The 20,504-nt window shown below is 65.8% G+C and carries 24 protein-coding genes; 8 read left to right on the top strand and 16 right to left on the bottom strand.

The features are described from left to right. Positions 1 to 47: 47 nt before the first annotated feature. The 9 genes from BP68_RS00245 to BP68_RS00205 all read right to left on the bottom strand — a co-directional run bounded on the left by BP68_RS00245 (position 48) and on the right by BP68_RS00205 (position 9,802). The gene (locus BP68_RS00245) at positions 48 to 398 is read right to left on the bottom strand and encodes an integration host factor subunit alpha (protein WP_496367888.1); all 351 of its coding nucleotides are present in this window, start codon (positions 396 to 398) and stop codon (positions 48 to 50) included. Beyond that, positions 395 to 2,842, bottom strand: coding sequence for a phenylalanine--tRNA ligase subunit beta (gene pheT, locus BP68_RS00240; RefSeq protein ID WP_496367886.1), 2,448 nt, complete (start codon positions 2,840 to 2,842; stop codon positions 395 to 397). Before pheT ends, BP68_RS00245 begins: the two co-directional genes overlap by 4 nt. Before the next feature lie 121 nt (positions 2,843 to 2,963). Continuing rightward, positions 2,964 to 4,016, bottom strand: a complete 1,053-nt coding sequence (gene pheS / locus BP68_RS00235) for a phenylalanine--tRNA ligase subunit alpha (RefSeq protein ID WP_496367884.1) — start codon at positions 4,014 to 4,016, stop codon at positions 2,964 to 2,966. A gap of 102 nt (positions 4,017 to 4,118) precedes the next feature. Then, positions 4,119 to 4,478: a 50S ribosomal protein L20 gene (gene rplT, locus BP68_RS00230; protein ID WP_187736815.1), complete on the bottom strand. Its 360-nt coding sequence runs from the start codon at positions 4,476 to 4,478 to the stop codon at positions 4,119 to 4,121. 26 nt (positions 4,479 to 4,504) lie between these two features. Then, entirely contained in the window at positions 4,505 to 4,708 is a 204-nt protein-coding gene (gene rpmI, locus BP68_RS00225; protein ID WP_011805603.1) for a 50S ribosomal protein L35, read from the bottom strand. Positions 4,709 to 4,876: 168 nt separating this feature from the next. Beyond that, positions 4,877 to 5,491, bottom strand: coding sequence for a translation initiation factor IF-3 (gene infC, locus BP68_RS00220; protein ID WP_496367880.1), 615 nt, complete (start codon positions 5,489 to 5,491; stop codon positions 4,877 to 4,879). A gap of 79 nt (positions 5,492 to 5,570) precedes the next feature. Continuing rightward, positions 5,571 to 7,490: a threonine--tRNA ligase gene (gene thrS / locus BP68_RS00215; protein WP_496367878.1), complete on the bottom strand. Its 1,920-nt coding sequence runs from the start codon at positions 7,488 to 7,490 to the stop codon at positions 5,571 to 5,573. Between the two features lie 284 nt (positions 7,491 to 7,774). Next, a complete protein-coding gene (gene aceA / locus BP68_RS00210) occupies positions 7,775 to 9,106 on the bottom strand; it encodes an isocitrate lyase (protein ID WP_496367876.1) in 1,332 nt (443 codons plus the stop codon). 261 nt (positions 9,107 to 9,367) lie between these two features. After that, positions 9,368 to 9,802 carry a gamma-glutamylcyclotransferase family protein gene (locus BP68_RS00205; protein WP_496367874.1) on the bottom strand — a complete coding sequence of 145 codons (435 nt, stop codon included), beginning with the start codon at positions 9,800 to 9,802 and terminating at the stop codon, positions 9,368 to 9,370. A gap of 86 nt (positions 9,803 to 9,888) precedes the next feature. On the opposite strand from BP68_RS00205, the gene BP68_RS00200 reads away from it, so the two are divergent. After that, positions 9,889 to 10,800, top strand: a complete 912-nt coding sequence (locus BP68_RS00200) for a DMT family transporter (protein WP_496369036.1) — start codon at positions 9,889 to 9,891, stop codon at positions 10,798 to 10,800. On the opposite strand, the gene rraA is transcribed toward BP68_RS00200, so the two are convergent. After that, the gene (gene rraA, locus BP68_RS00195) at positions 10,801 to 11,301 is read right to left on the bottom strand and encodes a ribonuclease E activity regulator RraA (RefSeq protein ID WP_496367872.1); all 501 of its coding nucleotides are present in this window, start codon (positions 11,299 to 11,301) and stop codon (positions 10,801 to 10,803) included. A gap of 265 nt (positions 11,302 to 11,566) precedes the next feature. Here rraA and BP68_RS00190 point away from each other — a divergent pair, with 265 nt between their 5' ends. The 6 genes from BP68_RS00190 (at position 11,567) to hemP (ending at position 14,626) form a co-directional block, all read left to right on the top strand. Then, positions 11,567 to 11,857 carry an SWIB/MDM2 domain-containing protein gene (locus BP68_RS00190; protein WP_496367870.1) on the top strand — a complete coding sequence of 97 codons (291 nt, stop codon included), beginning with the start codon at positions 11,567 to 11,569 and terminating at the stop codon, positions 11,855 to 11,857. Positions 11,858 to 12,056: 199 nt separating this feature from the next. Beyond that, positions 12,057 to 12,329, top strand: a complete 273-nt coding sequence (locus tag BP68_RS00185; RefSeq protein WP_496367868.1) for a (2Fe-2S)-binding protein — start codon at positions 12,057 to 12,059, stop codon at positions 12,327 to 12,329. Between the two features lie 105 nt (positions 12,330 to 12,434). Next, a complete protein-coding gene (locus BP68_RS00180; protein ID WP_496367866.1) occupies positions 12,435 to 13,142 on the top strand; it encodes an energy transducer TonB in 708 nt (235 codons plus the stop codon). A gap of 15 nt (positions 13,143 to 13,157) precedes the next feature. Further along, positions 13,158 to 13,877: a MotA/TolQ/ExbB proton channel family protein gene (locus tag BP68_RS00175; protein ID WP_496367864.1), complete on the top strand. Its 720-nt coding sequence runs from the start codon at positions 13,158 to 13,160 to the stop codon at positions 13,875 to 13,877. A 6-nt stretch (positions 13,878 to 13,883) separates the two neighbouring features. Then, complete coding sequence (locus tag BP68_RS00170; RefSeq protein WP_496367862.1) at positions 13,884 to 14,294, top strand: ExbD/TolR family protein; 411 nt, start codon at positions 13,884 to 13,886, stop codon at positions 14,292 to 14,294. Between the two features lie 128 nt (positions 14,295 to 14,422). Further along, positions 14,423 to 14,626 carry a hemin uptake protein HemP gene (hemP, locus tag BP68_RS00165; protein WP_496367860.1) on the top strand — a complete coding sequence of 68 codons (204 nt, stop codon included), beginning with the start codon at positions 14,423 to 14,425 and terminating at the stop codon, positions 14,624 to 14,626. Between the two features lie 261 nt (positions 14,627 to 14,887). Here hemP and BP68_RS00160 read toward each other — a convergent pair whose 3' ends face one another. The 6 genes from BP68_RS00160 to mltG form a co-directional block, all read right to left on the bottom strand. Further along, on the bottom strand, positions 14,888 to 15,565 hold the full coding sequence (locus BP68_RS00160; protein WP_496367858.1) for an ankyrin repeat domain-containing protein: 678 nt from the start codon (positions 15,563 to 15,565) through the stop codon (positions 14,888 to 14,890). After that, a complete protein-coding gene (locus BP68_RS00155; protein WP_496367856.1) occupies positions 15,562 to 16,371 on the bottom strand; it encodes a TatD family hydrolase in 810 nt (269 codons plus the stop codon). The genes BP68_RS00160 and BP68_RS00155 overlap by 4 nt, the downstream gene beginning before the upstream one ends. A gap of 79 nt (positions 16,372 to 16,450) precedes the next feature. Next, positions 16,451 to 16,810, bottom strand: coding sequence for a PilZ domain-containing protein (locus BP68_RS00150; protein WP_496367854.1), 360 nt, complete (start codon positions 16,808 to 16,810; stop codon positions 16,451 to 16,453). A 16-nt stretch (positions 16,811 to 16,826) separates the two neighbouring features. Beyond that, positions 16,827 to 17,834, bottom strand: coding sequence for a DNA polymerase III delta subunit-related protein (locus BP68_RS00145; protein WP_496367852.1), 1,008 nt, complete (start codon positions 17,832 to 17,834; stop codon positions 16,827 to 16,829). Next, entirely contained in the window at positions 17,831 to 18,487 is a 657-nt protein-coding gene (gene tmk, locus BP68_RS00140; protein WP_496367850.1) for a dTMP kinase, read from the bottom strand. The genes BP68_RS00145 and tmk overlap by 4 nt, the downstream gene beginning before the upstream one ends. Further along, entirely contained in the window at positions 18,488 to 19,525 is a 1,038-nt protein-coding gene (gene mltG, locus BP68_RS00135; RefSeq protein ID WP_496367848.1) for an endolytic transglycosylase MltG, read from the bottom strand. 9 nt (positions 19,526 to 19,534) lie between these two features. On the opposite strand from mltG, the gene ygfZ reads away from it, so the two are divergent. Next, positions 19,535 to 20,473, top strand: a complete 939-nt coding sequence (ygfZ, locus tag BP68_RS00130; RefSeq protein WP_496367846.1) for a CAF17-like 4Fe-4S cluster assembly/insertion protein YgfZ — start codon at positions 19,535 to 19,537, stop codon at positions 20,471 to 20,473. Positions 20,474 to 20,504 lie beyond the last annotated feature (31 nt).

Raw genomic sequence — 20,504 nt, 5'->3', positions numbered from 1 at the left:
TGCAAGCGCCCTTGGGCCACCAGGGACCCCAGGCCTGCGCGCCGGATTCACGCCTTGGACGGCCCCTGGATCTGCTCCTTGAGCTTGCTGCTGGCATGGAAGGTCACCACGCGCCGCGCCTCGATGGGAATGGCCTCGCCCGTGCGCGGATTGCGCCCGGGCCGGGGGGCCTTGGTGCGGATCTGGAAGTTGCCGAAACCCGACAGTTTGACGTCCTGACCATCGACCAGACTCTGCACGATCAGGTCGAAGAACGCATCCACCATGTCCTTGGATTCGCGCTTGTTCAAGCCGATGTGCTCGAACAACAGGTCTGCCAGCTGCGCCTTGGTCAGCGCAGGGGACTCCAGGCTTTCCACCGCGAGTTCCATCGTTCCAGGCTCCGCTCCCAAAGTCATCGCAACCTCGCTCCGGTCTGGTGGGTCAGGGCCTGCAGCACTGCCTGCACGGCCGCGTCGATCTCCGCATCCGTCAGCGCGGCAGTATCGCTGCCCAGCGTCAGACGAATGGCCAGGCTCTTTTCGCCCTGCGCCAAACCGCCGCCCGCCGGCGCCGTCTCCCCCGCACGCTGCGGCTGGGGCCGGAAGACGTCGAACAGCACCGCCGAGCGCAGCAGGTCACCCGGCAGCGCTGCACCGACGGCCTGCATCACCTCGCTATGGGTGATGCGCTCGGCCACGACCACGGCGATGTCGCGTTCCACGAGCTGTCGCTTGGCCACAGCCCGGAAGCTGGGCACCTTGCGTTGCAGCACGGCGTCCAGCTCCAGCTCGAACATGACCGGCGCCGCCGGCAGGTCCCAGGACTGGCGCCATTGCGGATGCAGCTCGCCCACGAAGCCGATGGCCTGCCCGTCCAGCAACACGCGGGCGCAGCGGCCGGGGTGCAATGCAGGGTGCGTGGCCGGCTCGAACGTGGGGCGCAGCGGCGCCAGCAGCGCCTCCACGTCGCCCTTGGCGTCGTAGAAGTCCACAGCCTTGTCCTTGCGGCCCCACTGCAGCGCGTCGCCCGAGCCATAGGCCAGGGCCGCCACGCGCATGGGCTGCGCGAAGCCCTGCACCGTGGTGTCGGTGTTCTGCACGCCGGCGTCGCGCAGGAAGACGCGGCCCAGCTCGAACACACGCACCCGGCCCGCCTTGCGGTCCAGGTTGAACTTCAGCACCTGCAGCAGCGATCCCAGCAGCGACGAGCGCATCACGCTCAAATGGCTGGCGATGGGGTTGAGCAGCTTGATCGGCGCCGCGTTGCCCGCCAGTTCGTTCTCCCAGCGCTCTTCCACGAAGCTGAAGTTGATGGTCTCCTGGTAGCCCAGGGCCGCCAGTTCGCGGCGCACCGCGAAACTGCTGCGGCGCGACTCGGCGCGCAGCTTGGGCGTGATGGGTGCCAGCGGCGGCGTCGTGGGCAGGTTGTTGTAGCCCACCACGCGCGCCACCTCCTCGATCAGGTCTTCCTCCAGGCGCAGGTCGAAGCGGAACGACGGCGGCACCACGGTCACGACGCCATCGCCCTCTTCCACCGGCAGACCCAGACGCTTGAGCGCGTCCACGCATTGCGCCTGCGTGAGCGGCATGCCGATCACCTTGGCGGCGCGCGCCACGCGCATGCGCACCGCACCCTGCGCGGGCATGTTCACGCGCAGGTCGTCGATGGGCGCGCAGGCCGTCTCGGGCGTGCCGCAGATCTCGATCACCAACTGGGTGATGCGTTCGATGTGCTCCACCGTCAGCTCGGGGTCCACGCCGCGCTCGAAGCGATGGCCGGCATCGGTGGAGAAGTTGTAGCGGCGCGAGCGCCCCGCGACCGCCTCGGGCCACCAGAAGGCGGCCTCCACATAGATGCTGCGCGTGTCGTCGGAGACGGCCGTGGCATCACCACCCATGATGCCCGCCAGGGATTCCACCTCGCGGTCGTCGGCGATCACGCCCACCTTGTCATCGACGGTGACGGTGTTGCCGTTGAGCAGCTTGATCTGCTCGCCCGCCTTGCCCCAGCGCACGTCGAGGCCGCCATGGATCTTGTCCAGGTCGAAGATGTGCGACGGGCGCCCCAGTTCGAACATCACGTAGTTGGAGATGTCCACCAGCGGCGAAACGCTGCGCTGCCCGCAGCGCTCCAGGCGCTCCACCATCCACTGCGGAGTGGTGGCGCGCGTGTTGACGTTGCGCACCACGCGGCCCGAGAAGCGGCCGCACAGATCGGGCGCGCTCACGCGCACCGGCAGGCGGTCGTCAATGGTGGTGGCAACCTGTGGGAACTGCGGCGCCTTGAGCGGCGCGCCGGTCAGCGCCGACAGCTCGCGCGCGACGCCGTAGACGCTCAGGCAATGCGCCAGGTTCGGCGTGAGCTTGAGCGTGAACAGCGTATCGTCCAGCCGCAGGTAGTCGCGGATGCTCTGGCCCAGCGGGGCATCCAGCGGCAGTTCCAGCAGGCCGCCGTGGTCTTCCGACAGCTTGAGCTCGCGCGCCGAGCACAGCATGCCGAAGCTCTCCACGCCACGCAGCTTGCCCACCTTGATGAGGAAGGGCTTGCCGTCCTCGCCCGGCGGTAGCTCGGCGCCCACCATGGCGCAGGGCACGCGAATGCCCACGCGGGCATTGGGTGCGCCGCAAACGATGCTGAGCAGTTCGGGCTGCCCCACGTCGACCTGGCACACACGCAGGCGGTCGGCGTTGGGGTGCTGCTCGGCCGCCTTGATCTCGCCCACGACGATCTTGGTGAACGGCGGCGCGACGGGCTGCAACTCTTCGACCTCCAGCCCCGCCATGGTCAGGGTGTCGGCCAGTTCTTGGGTGGTGAGCGGCGGGTTGCAGAATTCGCGCAACCAGGATTCGGGAAATTGCATAGTCAGACTTCTTTGGCGTGCTCTTGAAAAGAGAGCTGCTTGCGCTTGTCGGTTATACGTTTCAGTATGAAATGCATCTGAAACCGTTTCATAGCAAGCGCAGTCAGCTCACTTTTTTGCATTACTGGAACTGCGACAGGAAACGGATGTCGCCGTCGAAGAACAGGCGCAAATCGTTCACGCCATAGCGCAGCATGGTCAGCCGGTCCGGCCCCATGCCGAAGGCAAAGCCGATGAAGCGCTCCGGGTCCAGGCCCATGTTGCGCACCACGTTGGGGTGCACCTGGCCCGAGCCCGCCACCTCCAGCCACTTGCCTGCCAGCGGGCCGGACTGGAACTGGATGTCGATCTCGGCGCTGGGCTCGGTGAAGGGGAAGAAGCTCGGGCGAAAGCGCAGCACCAGATCGTCGCTCTCAAAGAACGTCTTGCAAAAGGCCGTGAACACGACCTTCAGGTCCTTGAAGCTCACGTTCTCGCCGATCCACAGGCCCTCGCACTGGTGGAACATGGGCGAGTGGGTCGCGTCGCTATCGACGCGGTAGGTGCGGCCCGGGGCGATCACGCGGATCTCGGGCATGGCCTGGCCGGCGTCGATCAGGCCGCGGTGCCGCTTCACATGCTGCACCGCATAGCGCACCTGCATAGGGCTGGTGTGCGTGCGCAGCAGGTTGGGCGCCTCGGGCGTGCCGCCCTCCACGTAGAAGGTGTCGTGCATGGAACGCGCCGGATGGTCCTCGGGCGTGTTCAAGGCGGTGAAGTTGAACCAGTCGGTCTCGATCTCGGGGCCGTCGGCCACCTCGAAGCCCATGGAGCCGAAGATGCGCTCAATGCGCTCCAGCGTGAGCGATACCGGGTGCAGCCCGCCACGCCCGCGCTGGCGACCGGGCAGCGTCACGTCCAGCGCCTCGGCCTTGAGCTGCGCCTGCAGCTCGGCATCCGCCAGCGCCTGGCGGCGGGCCGTCAATGCGGCCTCCACGGCCTGCTTGGCAACGTTGATCGCGGCACCGCGCGTCTTCTTGTCCTCGACGGAAAGCTGCGCCATGCCCTTCATCAGCTCGGTCAGGCGCCCCGACTTGCCCAGGAACTGGGCCTTGGCATTTTCCAGCTCGGCGGGGGTTGCGGTACGCGCGAACAGCTCGCGCGCGCTTTCGACCAAGGAATCCAACTCGTTCATATCGACTCTTGAAAAGAAACAAGGGCTAGCGCCTTTTCAAGCCCTAGCCCTTGCTGTTTGAGCGCTAGCAGCTATAAAAAACTACAGCTACCAACCGTGAACTCAAGCGGCCAGCTTGGCCTTGACTTGCTCCACGATGCTGCCGAAGGCAGCCTTGTCATGCACCGCGAGGTCGGCCAGCATCTTGCGGTCGATCTCGATGGATGCCTTCTTCAGGCCGTTGGCGAACTGGCTGTAGGTCAGGCCCAGTTCACGGGCAGCGGCGTTGATACGGGCGATCCACAGTTGGCGGAACACGCGCTTCTTGTTGCGGCGATCACGGTAGGCATATTGCCCAGCCTTCATCACCGCCTGTTTGGCGATGCGGAAGACGTTACCGCGGCGACCACGGAAACCCTTGGCAAGGGCGAGAACCTTCTTGTGACGGGCGCGGGCCGTTACACCACGTTTGACGCGAGGCATGTGTTTTCTCCTTGTTCGTCAGTTGATTACAGGCCAGCGGAGGGCAGCATCTTTGCGATGGAGCCCATATCGCCTTCATGCACGTTCACAATGCCACGCAGGTGGCGCTTGTTCTTCGTGGTCTTCTTGGTCAGGATGTGGCGCTTGAAAGCTTGGCCACGCTTGACCGTACCGCCTGGACGAACGCGAAAACGCTTCTTCGCGCTGCTCTTGGTCTTCATCTTGGGCATGTGAATGCTCCTGTTGATTGTGCTCGTGAGGCGTTTGCACACCGCTGTGCAACCTTGTTGGCCCCGAGCCACTTTTTGAACGGCCTGCCTGAGCCTGCCGTGCGGCAGCGCTTGCGCGCCACCTATCGGCCAACGCCCCCTTGCGAGGGCGCCAACCAAATTCTCTGCTTACGCTGCGCCGCCGCCGACGGCTGCCGCGCCTTCCGCCGCAGGCTTGCCTGCAGCGGGCTTCTTGCGCGCCGGAGCGATCATCATGATCATCTGGCGGCCTTCCAGCTTGGGGAACTGCTCCACCAAGATGGTGTCGGCCAGGTCATCCCGGAGCCGGTTCAGCAGCGCCAGACCCAGCTCCTGGTGCGTGATCTCGCGGCCGCGAAAACGCAGCGTGATCTTGCACTTGTCGCCATCGGCCAGGAAGCGGCGGATATTGCGCAGCTTGATGTTGTAGTCACCATCGTCCGTACCCGGACGGAACTTGACTTCCTTGATCTCGATGACTGTCTGCTTGGCCTTGGCCTCAGCAGCCTTCTTCTGCTCCTGGTACTTGAACTTTCCGTAGTCCATCAGGCGGCAGACCGGCGGATTGGCCGTGGCGGCGATTTCAACCAGATCCACATCCAGTTCACCCGCCATGCGCAGCGCCTCTTGCAGACTCACGATGCCCAGGGGCTCGTTGTCCGGGCCGGACAGGCGCACTTCGGGCGCCATGATTTCACGGTTCAGGCGGTGCTTGCGCTCCTCGCGCTGGCGACGGTCACGAAATTCGGTAGCGATGGTTCTCACCCTCAATCAAAAAGCTACGAAAAGCGTAGCTGCTTACGCACTGTTTATGCGCTTCAAAGCAGTTTTCTACTCTCAAGAATCAGGCTTTGGAGGCGATGTCCTGTGCGATCAGGTCGACGAATGCATCGACGGACATCACACCGAGGTCTTTGTTTCCTCGGGCACGCACCGCCACGGCGCCTGCCGCCTTCTCCTTGTCACCTGCGACGAGGATGTAAGGCAGCTTCTGCAGCGAATGCTCGCGTATTTTATACGTAATCTTCTCGTTGCGCAGGTCTGTCACCACCCTAAGGCCTTGATTCGGCAGCGCTTTTTGCAGCTTTTCGGCGATTTCGCGACAGTAATCCTGCTGCGCATCGGTGATGTTCAGCACCGCCACCTGCACTGGCGAAAGCCATACGGGCAACGCACCGGCATGTTCTTCGATCAGGATGCCGATGAAACGCTCCAGGCTGCCCACGATGGCGCGGTGCAGCATCACGGGCCGGTGGCGCCCCCCGTCCTCGCCCACGTATTCGGCATCCAGGCGCTCGGGCATGGAGAAGTCCACCTGCATGGTGCCACACTGCCACTGGCGACCGATCGCGTCCTTGAGCGTGTATTCGATCTTCGGGCCATAGAAGGCGCCGTCGCCCGGCGCGATTTCGAACTCGCAGCCGGAGGCGCGCAGGCTCTCCATGAGCGCGTGCTCGGCCTTGTCCCAGCTGGCATCGGAGCCGATGCGCGCCTCGGGGCGCGTTGCCACCTTGTAGATGATGTTCGTGAAGCCGAAGTCCTTGTAGACCTTCTGCAGCAGCGCCGTGTAGGCCGTGCACTCGGCCAGGACATGCTCCTCGGTGCAGAAAATGTGACCGTCGTCCTGCGTGAAGCCGCGCACGCGCATGATGCCGTGCAGGCCGCCCGTGGGCTCGTTGCGGTGGCATTGGCCGAACTCGCCGTAGCGCAGCGGCAGGTCGCGGTAGCTCTTGATGCCCTGCTTGAAGATCAGGATGTGGCCCGGGCAGTTCATCGGCTTGAGGGCGTAGTCGCGCTTCTCGCTCTCGGTCGTGAACATGTTGTCGCGGTACTTCTCCCAGTGGCCGGTCTTCTCCCAGAGCGTCTTGTCCAGGATCTGCGGGCCCTTGACCTCCTGGTAGCCGTTGTCGCGGTACACGCGGCGCATGTACTGCTCCACGTCCTGCCACAGCGTCCAGCCCTTGGGGTGCCAGAACACCGTGCCTGGCGAATGTTCGTCGATGTGGAACAGGTCCAGCTCGCGGCCCAGCTTGCGGTGGTCGCGCTTCTCGGCCTCTTCCAGCATGGTGAGGTACTGCTGAAGCTCATCCTTCGTGGCCCAGGCGGTGCCGTAGACGCGCTGCAGCATCTCGTTGCGGTGGTCGCCGCGCCAGTAGGCGCCCGCCACCTTCATGAGCTTGAAGAACTTGAGCTTGCCCGTGCTGGGCACGTGCGGCCCGCGGCACAGGTCTTCAAAATTGCCTTCGCGGTACAGGCTGACATCCTCATTGCTCGGGATGCTGGCAATGATCTCGGCCTTGTAGTGCTCGCCCAGTCCCTTGAAGTACGCAACGGCCTCGTCGCGCGGCAGCACGCGGCGCACGACAGGCTCGTCCTTGGCGGCCAGTTCGGCCATGCGCTTCTCGATCGCCACCAGGTCTTCCGGCGTGAAGGGGCGCTTGTAGGCAAAGTCGTAATAAAAGCCGTTTTCGATGACCGGGCCAATCGTCACCTGCGCATCCGGAAACAGCTCTTTCACGGCATAGGCCAGCAGGTGGGCCGTAGAGTGGCGGATCACCTCCAGGCCATCCGCGTCCTTGGCCGTCACGATGGACAGCGGGCTGTCCTCCGTGATCTGGTGGCTGGTGTCCACCACCTTGTCACCGATCTTGCCGGCCAGCGCGGCCTTGGCCAGGCCGGAGCCGATCGATGCCGCCACCTCGGCCACCGTGACCGGGCCGGGGTATTCGCGTTGGGAACCATCGGGAAGCGTGATGTGAATCATGGGAGTCCTTGTCAAATCTTTTTCAGGTGGAAGAACGCGCTTCCCAGCCCCGGAAAGCAAAAAGCGCGGTACAGGTCCGCGCTTTTGGAAGGGAGAGAGAGTGAACCTCGTGCAGGCGCGAACGGCCAGCCTCAACGGCCGGTGAACATCTCCGATGTAGTTCGCGGTGTCATAACCAGCATGCCTTTCTCGCCCTTGTGCATTGATCGTCGGCGCATTTTACCCTGCGCCAGCAAAAAAGCCCGAAGCGGCTGCTTCGGGCTTGTGCGCACTGGTGCGGCAGATCAGTGGAACTGCTCTTCTTCGGTGGAGCCTGTCAGGGCCTTCACGCTCGACGAACCGCCTTGGATCACCGTGGTCACGTCGTCGAAGTAGCCGGCGCCGACTTCCTGCTGGTGCGACACGAAGGTGTAGCCCTTCTCGCGTGCGGCGAACTCGGGCTCCTGCACCATGTTCACGTAGTGCTTCATGCCTTCGCCGCGGGCGTAGGCGTGGGCGAACTGGAACGTGTTGAACCAGTTGACGTGGATGCCGGCCAGCGTGATGAACTGGTACTTGTAGCCCAGGGCCGACAGGTCGTCCTGGAATGCGGCGATCTGCTTGTCGTCCAGGTTCTTCTTCCAGTTGAACGAGGGCGAGCAGTTGTAGCTCAGCAGCTTGCCGGGGCATGCGGCGTGCACGGCCTGGGCGAACTCGCGGGCAAAGCCGATGTCCGGCACGCCGGTCTCGCACCACACCAGATCGGCGTAGGGCGCGTAGGCCACGCCGCGGCTGATGGCCTGCTCCAGGCCGTTCTTCACGCGGTAGAAGCCTTCTTGCGTACGCTCGCCGGTCAGGAAAGGCTTGTCGTTGGCATCGTGGTCGGACGTGATCAGGTTGGCTGCTTCCGCGTCGGTGCGGGCCAGCACGATGGTGGACACGCCCATCACGTCGGCGGCGAAGCGCGCGGCGATCAGCTTCTCGCATGCTTCCTGCGTGGGCACCAGCACCTTGCCGCCCATGTGGCCGCACTTCTTCACGGCGGCCAGCTGGTCTTCGAAGTGCACGCCGGCTGCGCCTGCGGCAATCATGTTCTTCATCAGCTCGAAGGCGTTCAGCACGCCACCGAAACCGGCTTCCGCATCGGCCACGATGGGCAGGAAGTAGTCGATGAACTCCTTGTCGCCGGGATTGATGCCGCGGCCCCACTGGATTTCATCGGCGCGCTTGAAGGTGTTGTTGATGCGGCGCACCATGGTGGGCACCGAGTCGTAAGCGTACAACGACTGGTCGGGGTACATGGTCTCGCTGGTGTTGCCGTCGGCGGCGACCTGCCAGCCCGACAGGTACACGGCCTCCAGGCCCGCCTTGGCCTGCTGCATGGCCTGACCGGCGGAGATCGCGCCGAAGGCATTCACATAGCCCTTCTTCGCACCGCCATTGACCTTCTGCCACAGCTTCTCTGCGCCACGCTTGGCCAGCGTGTACTCGGGCTGCAGGCTGCCGCGCAGGCGCACCACATCGGCGGCGGTGTAGCCGCGCTTCACGCCCTTCCAGCGGGGGTTTTGGGCCCAGTCCTTTTCCAGGGCTGCGATCTGCTGTTCACGGCTCAGTTGTGCGTTCAGGGAATCAGGCATGGTTGCTCTCCAAGAGGTGGGGGAAACGGCTGGCACCACATGTGGCGCCCTTGGAGACAACTTTAAGTCTTCTATAAGACCAATGCAATCTCTTATGTCTTATACAAGAGATAAATTTAACCTATAAAAATCAATAAGATAGCCATCCAATTCCCCAATATGGAAAATTATTTCTCGTATTGAGAAAATTTTTTGCACCGCAGCAAGCATTGGAAATCACATAGCGAAAAGCAATTGCCACAATACGGGATATCAAAAGAATCACAGCCCAGCGCCGTGCAACCAATCGCCATGCGGCAGACGCGCCGACTCAATGGCATGACGTACATGGATCTCGTACACAAGGCAGCACAGCTCCTGCCCCTGGACCCGCACCAGCACCTCCCGCCTGGCGTACTCGTCGTCCGCATGCGCTGGCGCCCCGGGAACCAGCCCCTCGATCCGGTCCAGCACAGCCTCGAGTTGCGGCGTGATGGCATATACCTCCCCCAGTACCCGCGCGCCGGCCTCCTGCGCGCCACCGAGACGCATGCCCGGGTACCGGCCAAGCGTGTAGAGCCGCCCGGGCACCCGCGCCATGCCGATAAAGCGAGGGGCGAGCGTCAGGCGGGTGATGTCGTTGCTACCACCGCGGCGCAGCGTGCCATACACGAAGACATGGCGCTGCGGCGACGCGACGCGGCTTTCGTCGGGCATGATGTGGATCCTTTTCATTGATGCGAGCCGGAAGTCTAGTGAGCCCGCCCAGCCGCCCCATCGCCTATGCCTGCCTTGCGCTCAGCATGTCGCTGGTGGGCTGCTATGTGGCCCTGTCCAAACCGCTGGCAGCCGCCTTCCCGGTTTTCCTGCTGGCCTGGATGCGCTTTGGCATCGGCGGCGTGGCCATGCTGGGCTGGCTCAAGAAGCCACTGCATGAGCCGACCTTGACCACGCAGACCCACGGCCTGTTGTTTCTGCATTCGCTGCTGGGCAACTTCCTGTTCACCGTCTTCATGATCTACGGCGTGAGCCTGACCAGCGCAACCTCGGCCGGCGTGATCATGGCGTCCATCCCCGCCTGCGTGGCTGTGATGAGCTGGCTGTTCCTGCGCGAGCGCGTGGCGCCGCGCACCTGGGTGGCCGTGGCCTGCGCGGTCGTCGGAATCGCGATTTTTTCGCTATCAAAACAAGAGCAATCTGCGCTTATTCACAATGGGCCAGATGGCCAAAGCACTCAAAACCAGCAATGGCTGGGCTACGCCCTGCTGCTGTGCGCATCGCTGTGCGAAGGGGCGTATTCCGTGATTGGCAAGAAGCTGACGGGGGCGCTGGGGCCGAAGCGCATCACGTCCCTCATCAATCTGTGGGGCTTTGCGCTCTCTACGCCGTTCGGCCTGTATTTCGCCTGGCGCTTCGACTTCGCGGCCGTGCCCTGGAGCATCTGGCTGCTGCTGCTGTTCTATGCGCTCGCCGCCTGCATGTGGACCGTGTGGCTGTGGATGACGGGCCTCAAGGCCGTGCCCGCCGCGCAGGGCGGCGTGTTCACCGTGTTCCTGCCGGTGAGCGCGGCACTGGTGGGCGTGCTGGTCCTGGGCGAGCGCTTCACGCCCATGCAGTTGCTGGCCTTTGGCATCGCCCTGGCCAGCGTGGTGCTGGCCACCCTGCCCTCGCGGCTGGCGCTGCGCGTGGGGCGCGGCGGCGCCCGTTCGGGTTGACTACAGGGGGCGGGTACTGACCACCATGCCGTCGGCGTCGGCATACAGCCAATCGCCCGGACGCACCCACACGCCCTGGATCTGCACCGCCACATCGGCCTGGCCTTCGCCGCGCTTTTCCGTGGGCAGGGGCATGAGGGCCAGTGCGCGGATGCCCAGCGGCTCGGCATTGAGTTCCGCCACATCCCGCACGCAGCCGTTGACCACGATGCCCGCCCAGCCATTGCGTGCCGCGCTGGCCGCCAGGTTGCCACCCACCAGCGCACGGCGCAGCGAGGCGCCGCCGTCCACCACCAGCACCCGCCCCTGGCCCGGGGAGTCCACGGCGGCCTTGACCAGCGTGTTGTCCTCGAAGCACTTGACCGTGCTCACGGGCCCGCCGAAGGCCGCCACCCCGCCGTAATGCTGGAACACCGGGGGAAGCACGCGGAAAGCGCCGCTGTCGTCGCCCTTGTGGGCATCGCACAGATCACAGGTGCTGATGGGCGAAGAATTCGTCATGGGCCGGAGACCTTTCTGGCAAGAGGCTGTCGTTGGGCTGCGGCCGCACCATGCGGGCCGCACGCGGACATTGTCGCCCGCCCCGCAGGTGCTGCGCCGCCACCTGCCCCGGCGGGTTTCACCCCGGCCGGGACGGCAACAAATGGAGGCAAAAAAAGAGTTTCTTCCCTTGGAAACGCATTTTTTTCCCAGTAGCATCACCGCTGCCAGTGGAGCAGCAGGCTTTCGCTGGCCACTATCACACTTCCAATAAGGACAATCCAATATGGCAACTGCAAAGAACACGCCCGCAGCTCCGGCAAAGAAGCGCACCCCCAATGCCGCCTTCATGAAGCCCCTGACCCCCAGCCCCGCCCTGGCTGCCGTGGTCGGCGCCGCCCCGCTGCCACGCACGGAGATCATCAGCAAGCTGTGGGTCTACATCAAGGCCCACAACCTGCAGGACGCCGCCAACAAGCGCATGATCAACGCCGATGCCAAGCTCAAGGAAGTGTTCGGCAAGCCCCAGGTTTCGATGTTCGAAATGGCCGGCCTGATCGGCAAGCACGTGAAGTAAGCAGCCCTTGCAGGGCATGCAGGCCTCGGCACCCTGCCCGGCCCGCGGAAAAAACCGGCATGCAGATGCCGGTTTTTTTTCGCCCGTACCGTCGCTCCGGGGATTCTGGGATGTGAATAGGGTTTTAGATCACAAATGCGATGCATTCGTATTTATAATTCAGCCATCGTCCCCTTAGCCAGCCACGACTGCCTGCACCATGATCGTCTGTGTTTGCCGCCGCGTATCCGACCGCGAGATTGCACGCCATGCGCGCGCAGGTATGAGCTTCGATGAGATCCAGTTCGAGTTGGGTGTGGCCACCCAGTGCGGGCGCTGCGAGGACTGTGCCCGCGATGTCGTGGCGCAGTGCTGCGCATCGCAGCCGGTGGCCGCCCTCTACAACGACGCCGCACCGAAGACCGTCCAGCTTGCCAGCCCACTCCAGGAAGGCACAGCATGGAACTGCTCTACGTACTCGCAGGAAGCCTGATCATCGTCATATGCTCGGTCTGGTGGATCTTGCATAAATAGGCAAGACTCAAGGTCTTTTCGCCCCTTAAGCGATGCTGGACAAGCGCCAGCAGCTATCACTTTTATGTCCCAGTCTGATCGATACGGCCCCTCTGGGGGCATGAGCCGCAATGCCGTGATCGCGGGCTCCGTGGTGGCTCTGCATGTGGCGGGTCTGTGGGCCCTGCAGTCGGGCCTGATGCGGAAGGCCGCGGAAATCATCATCCCGGCCGAGGTGCTGAGCGAATTCATCACCCCGCCGGCACCTCCCGCACCACCGCCCCCCCCTGCCCCGCCACCACCCAAGCCGGCCCCTCCGCCGCCCAAGCCCAGTCCCGTCAAGCCACGGCCGGCCCCCCTGCCGGTGGCGATCGCCGATCCCACACCCGCGCCCGCGGCACCGGCAGGCGTGGTGGAGCCGCAGCCCGCGCCCGCGATCAACGCGCCCGTCGCTCCCGCGGCGCCGCCAGCACCACCCGCGCCCCCGGCACCTCCGGCGCCGCCGGCCATCGTCCAGCCCTCCAGCGACGCCAGCCACCTGAACAACCCCAAGCCGGTCTATCCAGCGGTGAGCAAGCGCCTGGGGGAACAGGGCAAGATCATGCTGCGCGTGCTGATCGGAAGCGATGGCCTGCCGCAAAAGGTGGAGGTCAAGCAATCCAGCGGCTTCGAGCGCCTAGACCGCCAGGCCGTTGAGACCGTTTTCCGCTGGCGCTTCGTGCCCGGTACACGCAATGGTGTCCCCGAGGCCATGTGGTACCTGCAACCCATCAATTTCGTTCTCCAACAATAATCCGCAGGAGTTTTCATGGAATCGCATTTCGGCATCGCCAACGTCTGGACACAGGGCGACTTCGTCACCCGCGCCGTCGCCGTGCTGCTGATCGGGATGTCGCTGGCATCCTGGATCGTCATCATCATCAAGGCACTGGACATCATCAGGTTCAAGAAGCACGCCCGCCAGGCGCGCGACTTCTGGCACAGCGAGGACTTCGCGGCCGGCCTGACCAAGCTCGGCGCCGATCCGGCCAACCCCTTTCGCCACCTGGCGCTGGAAGGCCGCGAGGCCACGGCCCACCACCGCAACACCCAGGCCCATCTGCACGACAGCCTGGACGTGAGCGACTGGGTCACGCGCTGCCTGCGCAACTGCATCGACGAATTCACCGCACGCCTGCAGTCGGGCCTGGCCATACTGGCCTCGGTCGGATCCACTGCGCCCTTCATCGGCCTGTTCGGTACCGTCTGGGGCATCTACCACGCGCTGGTGGCGATCGGCTCCACGGGCCAGTCCACCATCGACAAGGTGGCCGGCCCCATAGGCGAGGCGCTGATCATGACCGCCCTGGGCCTGGCCGTGGCCATCCCCGCGGTGCTGGGCTACAACGCCCTGGTACGCGGCAACAAGTCCATCCTGCACGGCCTGAACAGCTTTGCACACGACCTGCACGCCTACTTCGTGACCGGCGCACGCGTGACGGTGCACAGCGAGAGCGCGGCCAAGGTGCTGCCCATCAAGAAAGGCTGACGCGCCATGGCATTCGGAACCCAGGACGACGCCGACGAGGTGATGAACGAGATCAACATGACGCCGCTGGTGGACGTCATGCTGGTGCTGCTCATCATCTTCATCATCACCGTGCCCGTGATGAAGCACGCCGTGCCGGTGGACCTGCCGCGCGCCAGCAACGAACGCGAGGTGATCAAGCCCGAGACGATCCGCCTGTCGGTGACGGCGGACGGCAAGTACCACTGGAACGAGAGCACCATCGATGACGAGGATCTTGAACCGCGCCTGCGCATCGAGGCCCAGAAGGAACCCCAGCCCGACCTGCACATCCGAGGCGACAAGGAGGTGCGCTACGAACGCGTGGCCCAGGCCATGTCCGCTGCGCAGCGCGCCGGCGTGCGCAAGATCGGCTTCGTGACCGATCCCGCGCAGTAAGGGCGACGCCGTTCAGCGGCAACCCGCCCGGCGGATGCAACACCTGGATACGAAATAGGAAGCGGACCACTTGACTTGCAATTGAGAATTGTTATCATTCAAATATTGCAACGCACGGAAGACTACCCATGCACGCCAGCCTCACCATCCCGTCCGCATCTCGCATCTTCGCAGCCGACCAGCAGCAAGGCGCATCGGCTCTCCAGCACAATGGCCTGGCGGTGGACAGCACCGCCCTGCTGCAAGGCCACAAGGCCGTTTCCATCATGCACAACGGTGCCGTCTATCGGCTGCAGGCCACCAAGCTCGGCAAGCTGATCCTGACCAAATAGAGTTTCATCGTGGGGCGACTCCAGGACCTCGGTCCGAAGGGTCGTATTGGCCAGCCAACGGGCATGCCCGCGTAGCCAGGCTTTTTTTAGCCTCACGATCACCCCCGAAACGCCAGGCGCATGCGCCAGGGCAGTTGCTCCGAATGTGCCAGGCATCTGCCCAAAGCCCCCGCTTCAAAAGCGCGCGGCGTGGCCCGGGACTCTTATGCGCATCGGCCCTTCACGCCGGGCATGCGCAAGACGCCCGGGGAGAACGCCCCGCTACCACTTGCCACGGTTGGGCTGGCGCCGGCGCACGGCCTCGGCCAGCAACTGCACCATGTCCTGTCGGTCGGTACGCATGGCGAAGTCCACGGCTGACAGGCCCAGCTGGTTCTTGAGCGTGGGGTCGGCCCCCTCGTCCAGCAGCAGGCGCGCCGCATCGGCCGTGCCGTAGCGCACGGCCATCATCAGCGGCGTGGTGTCATTGGGCGAGGCGGCGTCGATGTAGGCATGGTGCTCCAGCAGCAGCGCCACCATGGCCGGAGCCTCCTGCGTGGTGCACGAGGCCGCGTAGTGCAGCGGCGCCCAGCCGGTCTTGTTGACATCGGCATCAGCGGCAATGAGGGCCCGCGCGGCGGCCAGGTTGCCGCGCAGGGCAGCCATCATCAGCGCGCTTTCGTCCTGGGCATTGCGCTCCTCCACCTTCAGGCCCTTGGCCGCGATGAGCACGCTGGCGACCTGCTTGGCTTCTTCGCGCAGCGCCAGCACGAGGGCCGGCTGCCCCTTGGGGTCGCGCGCATTCGGATCGAAGCCGCGGCGCAGCAGCGCGGTCACGGCAGGCGCGTCGTCACGCAGCACGGCCTGAAAGAAGTCCTCATAAGCCCCGGCCCGGGCCTGCCCGGCCATCGACCCCAGGGCCAGCCAGGCCAGTACGCCGCGGCGTTGCATCACCCTCATGCGGCCTCCCGTTGCAAAAACAGTCGTTCGAAGTTACGGCTCGTGGCCTCGGCCACCGCCTCCACGTTCATCCCCTTCACGGCCGCCAGCTGCTGCGCCACGAACGGTACGTAGGACGGGTTGTTGGTCTTGCCGCGGTACGGCACGGGTGCGAGATACGGGCTGTCGGTCTCGATGAGCATGCGGTCCATGGGCACGAAGGCGGCCACGTCGCGCAGGTCCTGCGCGCTCTTGAAGGTGATGATGCCCGAGAACGAGATGTAGTAGCCCAGGTCCAGCGCCGCGCGGGCCACCTGGGCCGTCTCGGTGAAGCAGTGGAACACGCCGCCGGCGCGGTTGCCGGGGCCGTCCTCGCCCTCCTCGCGCAGGATGGCCAGCGTGTCATCCGAGGCGCTGCGGGTATGGATCACCAGCGGCTTGGCGGCCATACGCGCCGCGCGGATATGGGTGCGAAAGCGCTCGCGCTGCCACTCCAGATCGGCAATGCTGCGCCCGCCCTTGCGGTCTTCCATGCCATAGTAGTCCAGCCCCGTCTCGCCAATCGCCACCACGCGCGGCAACGCGGCACGCTCCAGCAGGTCCTGCACGGAAGGCTCGGCCACGCCCTCGTTGTCCGGGTGCACGCCTACCGTGGCCCAGAAGTTGTCATAGGCGGTGGCCAGGCCGTGCACGCTGGCGAACTCTTCCATGGTGGTGCAGATGCACAGTGCCCGGTCTACCTGCGCCTGCGCCATGGCCTGGCGGATCTGCGGCAGCTGGTCAACGAGTTCGGGAAAGTTCAGGTGGCAGTGGGAATCGACAAACATGGTGGTGCACAAAAAGCAAAAAGCCGACCCGCAAAGGCGGTCGGCATCGAACAAGGGCGCTCCCGCACGGGGCGCAGCCTCAGATGGTCTGCGTGGGCCGGTCGGAGGCCAGGGCCGTGCCCAGAATTTCCTCGATCTTGTGCTTGAGCTGACGCGACTTCTCGTCCTTGGGAAACTGGATGCCCACGCCCTGCGTGCGGTTGCCCGCGGCACGCGCCGGCGTCACCCAGGCCACGCGGCCGGCCACCGGGTAGCGCTGCGGATCCTCGGGCAGCGTGAGCAGCACGTACACATCATCGCCCAGCTTGTACTCGCGCGGCGTGGGCACGAAGATGCCGCCCTCCTCGAAGAACGGGATATAGGCGGCGTACAGCGCGGCCTTCTCCTTGATGTTCAGCTGCATGACGCTGGGACGCGGCGCTGTGGACGGACTGCTCATAGGTCGTAAAGGGCTATCAATGGCGCGAGTTTAGTGTGTGGCGCGCCTGGGCCACAAGCGCCTCCAGCATCAGGCCGGCGTTGAACGGGTGCTCTGCCGTGCGCGCCTCCCTGGAAAGCTGCCGCGACCAGCGCGTGAGCGGGCCCACGCCCGGCGGCTCGGGCAGGTCTGCTGCGGTGAAATAGCGCGGCGCCGCGCCCACGCGGTGCGCCAGCAGGTCGTGGCAGAGCTTTTGCAGCGCATCCACGGCCTGTGCGGGCTCCAGGTCGGCCAGCGCCGAGACATCGCCGCGCGCCATGGCCTTCGGGATCAGCGCCCAGGCCTGCGGGCTGCGGCCGGCACGGGCCAGGGCCAGTGCGTCGTCGGGCCGGCCCCCGGCAGCGCGCAGCAGGGCCTGGGCCGCATCGGCCGGCACGCCCTGCCCCGCCAGCCAGTCCTGCATCTGTCCGGTCTGCGGCCACAGCATGGTGTGACCCAGGCAGCGGCTGCGGATGGTGGGCAGCAGCTGGTGCGCGGCCTCGGTAGCAAGCACGAAGCGCACGTCGCCGGGCGGCTCCTCCAGCGTCTTGAGCAGTGCGTTGGCCGTCACATGGTTCATCTGCTCGGCCGGATAGACCAGCACGGCCTTGCCGCGCCCGCGCGCGCTGGTGCGCTGCGCGAATTCCACGGCATCGCGCATGGCCTCCACGCGGATCTCGCGGCTGGCCTTGCGCTTCTTGTCCTCGATCTCGGCCTGGGCCTTCTCGGGCAAAGGCCAGCCCAGCGCCATCATCTGCGTCTCGGGCATGAGCACGCACAGGTCGGCATGGGTGTGAACGTGAATGCCATGGCAGCTCGCGCACTGGCCGCAGGCCCCGTGCGCGGTAGGCGCGTCGCACAACCAGGCACGCACCAGCTCCAGCGCCAGCGTGTACTGGCCCAGGCCCGAGGGGCCGTGCAGCAGCCAGGCATGGCCGCGCTGGGCCAGCAGCGCCTGGCGCTGCGCGGCAATCCAGGGGGCGACGGCCTGGGCCTGCTCGCTCATGCACCCTCCTTGCCTGGCAACCAGCCGCGCGCCGCCACCACAGCCAGCATCTGGGCCGCGACCCGGTCGCGCTCTTGCGACGAATCGATGCGCGCGAAGCGCTGCGGCGCGCCCGCGGCGCGGTCGGCGTAGCCCTGCGCCACGCGGGCGAAGAATTCCACGGGCTGGGATTCAAAACGGTCGGGCGCACGCGCGGCGGCCAGGCGCTCCGCCGCCACTTCGGGCGGCACATCGAACCACAGCGTGAGATCAGGATTGCGCATCAAATCGGCATCAGAGGCAAGACCAGTCTGCGCAAGCCGCTCCATATACGATAGCACCCGCAGGTCGAAGCCACGGCCCGCGCCCTGGTAGGCGAAGGTGGCGTCGGTGAAGCGGTCGCACAGCACCACCTCGCCACGCGCCAGGGCCGGTTCGATCACGCAGCGCAGATGGTCGCGCCGCCCGGCGAACACCAGCAGCGCCTCGGTCAGCGCATCCATGCTGTCGTGCAGCAGCATGTCGCGCAGCTTCTCGGCCAGCGGCGTACCGCCGGGCTCGCGCGTCACCGTGACGGTACGCCCCGCGTTGCGCAGGGCCTGGGCCAGTTCGGCGATATGCGAGGACTTGCCCGCACCGTCTATGCCCTCGAAGGTAATGAACAAGCCTTGCATTTATTTCTGTCCGCGCTGGTAGCGGTTGACGGCGCGGTTGTGCTCATCCAGCGACGCGCTGAAGTGGCTGGTGCCGTCGCCGCGCGCTACAAAGTACAGCGCCTTGGTGGGCGCGGGCTGCACGGCCGCCAACAGCGCCGCCTTGCCCGGCATGGCGATGGGCGTGGGCGGCAGGCCCGCGCGCGTATAGGTGTTGAAGGGGGTGTCTGTGACCAGGTCGCGGCGGCGCAGGTTGCCGTCGAACTTCTCGCCCAGGCCGTAGATCACCGTGGGGTCCGTCTGCAGCAGCATGCCCACGCGCAAGCGGTTGGTGAACACACCGGCAATCTGCGCGCGGTCCTCGGCGCGACCGGTTTCCTTCTCGACGATGCTGGCCAGGATCAGCGCCTGGTCGGCCGATCGCAAGGGTGTGTCCGGCGCGCGCTGCGCCCAGGCCGCCTCCAGGCGCCGGTCCATGGCATGCAGGGCGCGGCGCAGCACGGCCAGGTCGCTGCTGCCCTTGGCATAGGTGTAGGTATCGGGAAAGAAGCGCCCCTCGGCCGCCACGCCTGCGCGGCCCAGGCGGGCCATGATGTCCTGCTCGCTCATGCCCTGGGTCTCGGGCTTGAGCTGCTCGGCGCGGGCCAGCGCCTGGCGCACCTGGCGGAAGTTCCAGCCCTCCACCAGCGTGACGGCGCGCAGCGCCTCTTCGCCACGCACCAGCTTCTGCAGCAGCGCATAGGGGCTGGTGCCCTGCGGAATCTCGTAGTTGCCGGCCTTGATCTCGCGATCCCGACCCGACAGTCGGAACCACAGGAAGAGCAGGCGCGCGTCGGTTTGGACGCCCGCCTGCGCCACCGCGCGGGCCACGCCGCGCGGCGTGGTGCCGGGCTCGATCTCCAGCTCCAGCGGCTGGTCCGCGGGCACGCCCACGCGCACCGGCAAAGGCGCCTGCAGCCACCAGGCTGCCGCAGCGCCCGCGGCGATCACGATGAGCAACACCAAAGCGAGGAAACGACGCACAACCCTGCAGCCAATAAGAGTGAAGCCGGGCATCATAATTCAGCCATGAACGACCCCAAGCCAGTGCCCCCGTCCCTGCCCGCGGGCGGCGTGACCCTCCTGTCCCACCTTGGCGTGATCCGCGTTGCCGGCGAGGATGCCGCCCAGTTCCTGCACGGCCAGCTCACGCAGGACTTCGCGCTGCTGGACATGCAGCACGCGCGCCTGGCCGCGTTCCTCTCCGTCAAGGGCCGCATGCAGGCCAGCTTCATCGCCTTCAAGCGCAGCGCCACCGAGGTGCTGCTGCTGTGCTCGCGCGACCTGCTGGCGCCCACGCTCAAGCGCCTGTCCATGTTCGTGCTGCGCAGCAAGGCCCGGCTGACCGACGCCACGGCCGACTTCGCCCTGTACGGCCTGCTGGGCGATGCGGCCCGCGCCGTTCTGCCCGCCGCCGGCGAGCCCTGGGCCAAGGCCGACGTGGGCGACGCCAGCGTCGTGCAGCTGTACCCGGCCGACGGCCAGCCGCGCGCTCTGTGGGTGGCCCCCGCCGCCGGCGCGGCCCCCGCCGGCGCACCGCTCCCTGAAGACCTGTGGCTGTGGAGCGAGGTGAGAAGCGGCATCGCCACGCTCACCGCGCCGGTGGCCGAGGCCTTCGTGCCGCAGATGCTGAACTACGAATCGGTGGGCGGCGTGAATTTCAAGAAGGGCTGCTACCCCGGCCAGGAGGTGGTGGCGCGCAGCCAGTTCCGCGGGACGCTCAAGCGCCGCACCTACCTGGCGCACGCACCGGCCGGCGTGGAGGTGGGCGCCGAGGTGTTTGCCGATGGCGACCCCGAGCAGCCCGTGGGTACCGTGGTTCAGGCCGCCGCCGCACCCGCTGGCGGCGTGGACGCCCTGGTGTCGCTGCAGATCGCGGCCGCCGACGGTGCGCTGCAGGTGGGCGCTGCCAGCGGCGTGCCCCTCACGCTGCAGCCCCTGCCCTACGCGCTGCTGCAGGACATCTGAGGCGCGCGGGGGCACGGCCCTGGCGCAAGCC

The sequence above is a fragment of the Diaphorobacter oryzae DSM 22780 genome, from assembly GCF_059568935.1.
The sequence above is the reverse complement of the archived record's forward strand: the minus strand, read 5'-3'. Positions and strand labels throughout refer to the sequence as shown.

Coding starts and splice junctions, on each gene's coding strand:
- BP68_RS00245 (WP_496367888.1), bottom strand. CDS start 398: ATGACTTTGGGAGCGGAGCCTGGAACGATGGAACTCGCGGTGGAAAGC.
- pheT (WP_496367886.1), bottom strand. CDS start 2,842: ATGCAATTTCCCGAATCCTGGTTGCGCGAATTCTGCAACCCGCCGCTC.
- pheS (WP_496367884.1), bottom strand. CDS start 4,016: ATGAACGAGTTGGATTCCTTGGTCGAAAGCGCGCGCGAGCTGTTCGCG.
- rplT (WP_187736815.1), bottom strand. CDS start 4,478: ATGCCTCGCGTCAAACGTGGTGTAACGGCCCGCGCCCGTCACAAGAAG.
- rpmI (WP_011805603.1), bottom strand. CDS start 4,708: ATGCCCAAGATGAAGACCAAGAGCAGCGCGAAGAAGCGTTTTCGCGTT.
- thrS (WP_496367878.1), bottom strand. CDS start 7,490: ATGATTCACATCACGCTTCCCGATGGTTCCCAACGCGAATACCCCGGC.
- aceA (WP_496367876.1), bottom strand. CDS start 9,106: ATGCCTGATTCCCTGAACGCACAACTGAGCCGTGAACAGCAGATCGCA.
- BP68_RS00205 (WP_496367874.1), bottom strand. CDS start 9,802: ATGCCCGACGAAAGCCGCGTCGCGTCGCCGCAGCGCCATGTCTTCGTG.
- BP68_RS00200 (WP_496369036.1), top strand. CDS start 9,889: ATGTCGCTGGTGGGCTGCTATGTGGCCCTGTCCAAACCGCTGGCAGCC.
- rraA (WP_496367872.1), bottom strand. CDS start 11,301: ATGACGAATTCTTCGCCCATCAGCACCTGTGATCTGTGCGATGCCCAC.
- BP68_RS00190 (WP_496367870.1), top strand. CDS start 11,567: ATGGCAACTGCAAAGAACACGCCCGCAGCTCCGGCAAAGAAGCGCACC.
- BP68_RS00185 (WP_496367868.1), top strand. CDS start 12,057: ATGATCGTCTGTGTTTGCCGCCGCGTATCCGACCGCGAGATTGCACGC.
- BP68_RS00180 (WP_496367866.1), top strand. CDS start 12,435: ATGTCCCAGTCTGATCGATACGGCCCCTCTGGGGGCATGAGCCGCAAT.
- BP68_RS00175 (WP_496367864.1), top strand. CDS start 13,158: ATGGAATCGCATTTCGGCATCGCCAACGTCTGGACACAGGGCGACTTC.
- BP68_RS00170 (WP_496367862.1), top strand. CDS start 13,884: ATGGCATTCGGAACCCAGGACGACGCCGACGAGGTGATGAACGAGATC.
- hemP (WP_496367860.1), top strand. CDS start 14,423: ATGCACGCCAGCCTCACCATCCCGTCCGCATCTCGCATCTTCGCAGCC.
- BP68_RS00160 (WP_496367858.1), bottom strand. CDS start 15,565: ATGAGGGTGATGCAACGCCGCGGCGTACTGGCCTGGCTGGCCCTGGGG.
- BP68_RS00155 (WP_496367856.1), bottom strand. CDS start 16,371: ATGTTTGTCGATTCCCACTGCCACCTGAACTTTCCCGAACTCGTTGAC.
- BP68_RS00150 (WP_496367854.1), bottom strand. CDS start 16,810: ATGAGCAGTCCGTCCACAGCGCCGCGTCCCAGCGTCATGCAGCTGAAC.
- BP68_RS00145 (WP_496367852.1), bottom strand. CDS start 17,834: ATGAGCGAGCAGGCCCAGGCCGTCGCCCCCTGGATTGCCGCGCAGCGC.
- tmk (WP_496367850.1), bottom strand. CDS start 18,487: ATGCAAGGCTTGTTCATTACCTTCGAGGGCATAGACGGTGCGGGCAAG.
- mltG (WP_496367848.1), bottom strand. CDS start 19,525: ATGATGCCCGGCTTCACTCTTATTGGCTGCAGGGTTGTGCGTCGTTTC.
- ygfZ (WP_496367846.1), top strand. CDS start 19,535: ATGAACGACCCCAAGCCAGTGCCCCCGTCCCTGCCCGCGGGCGGCGTG.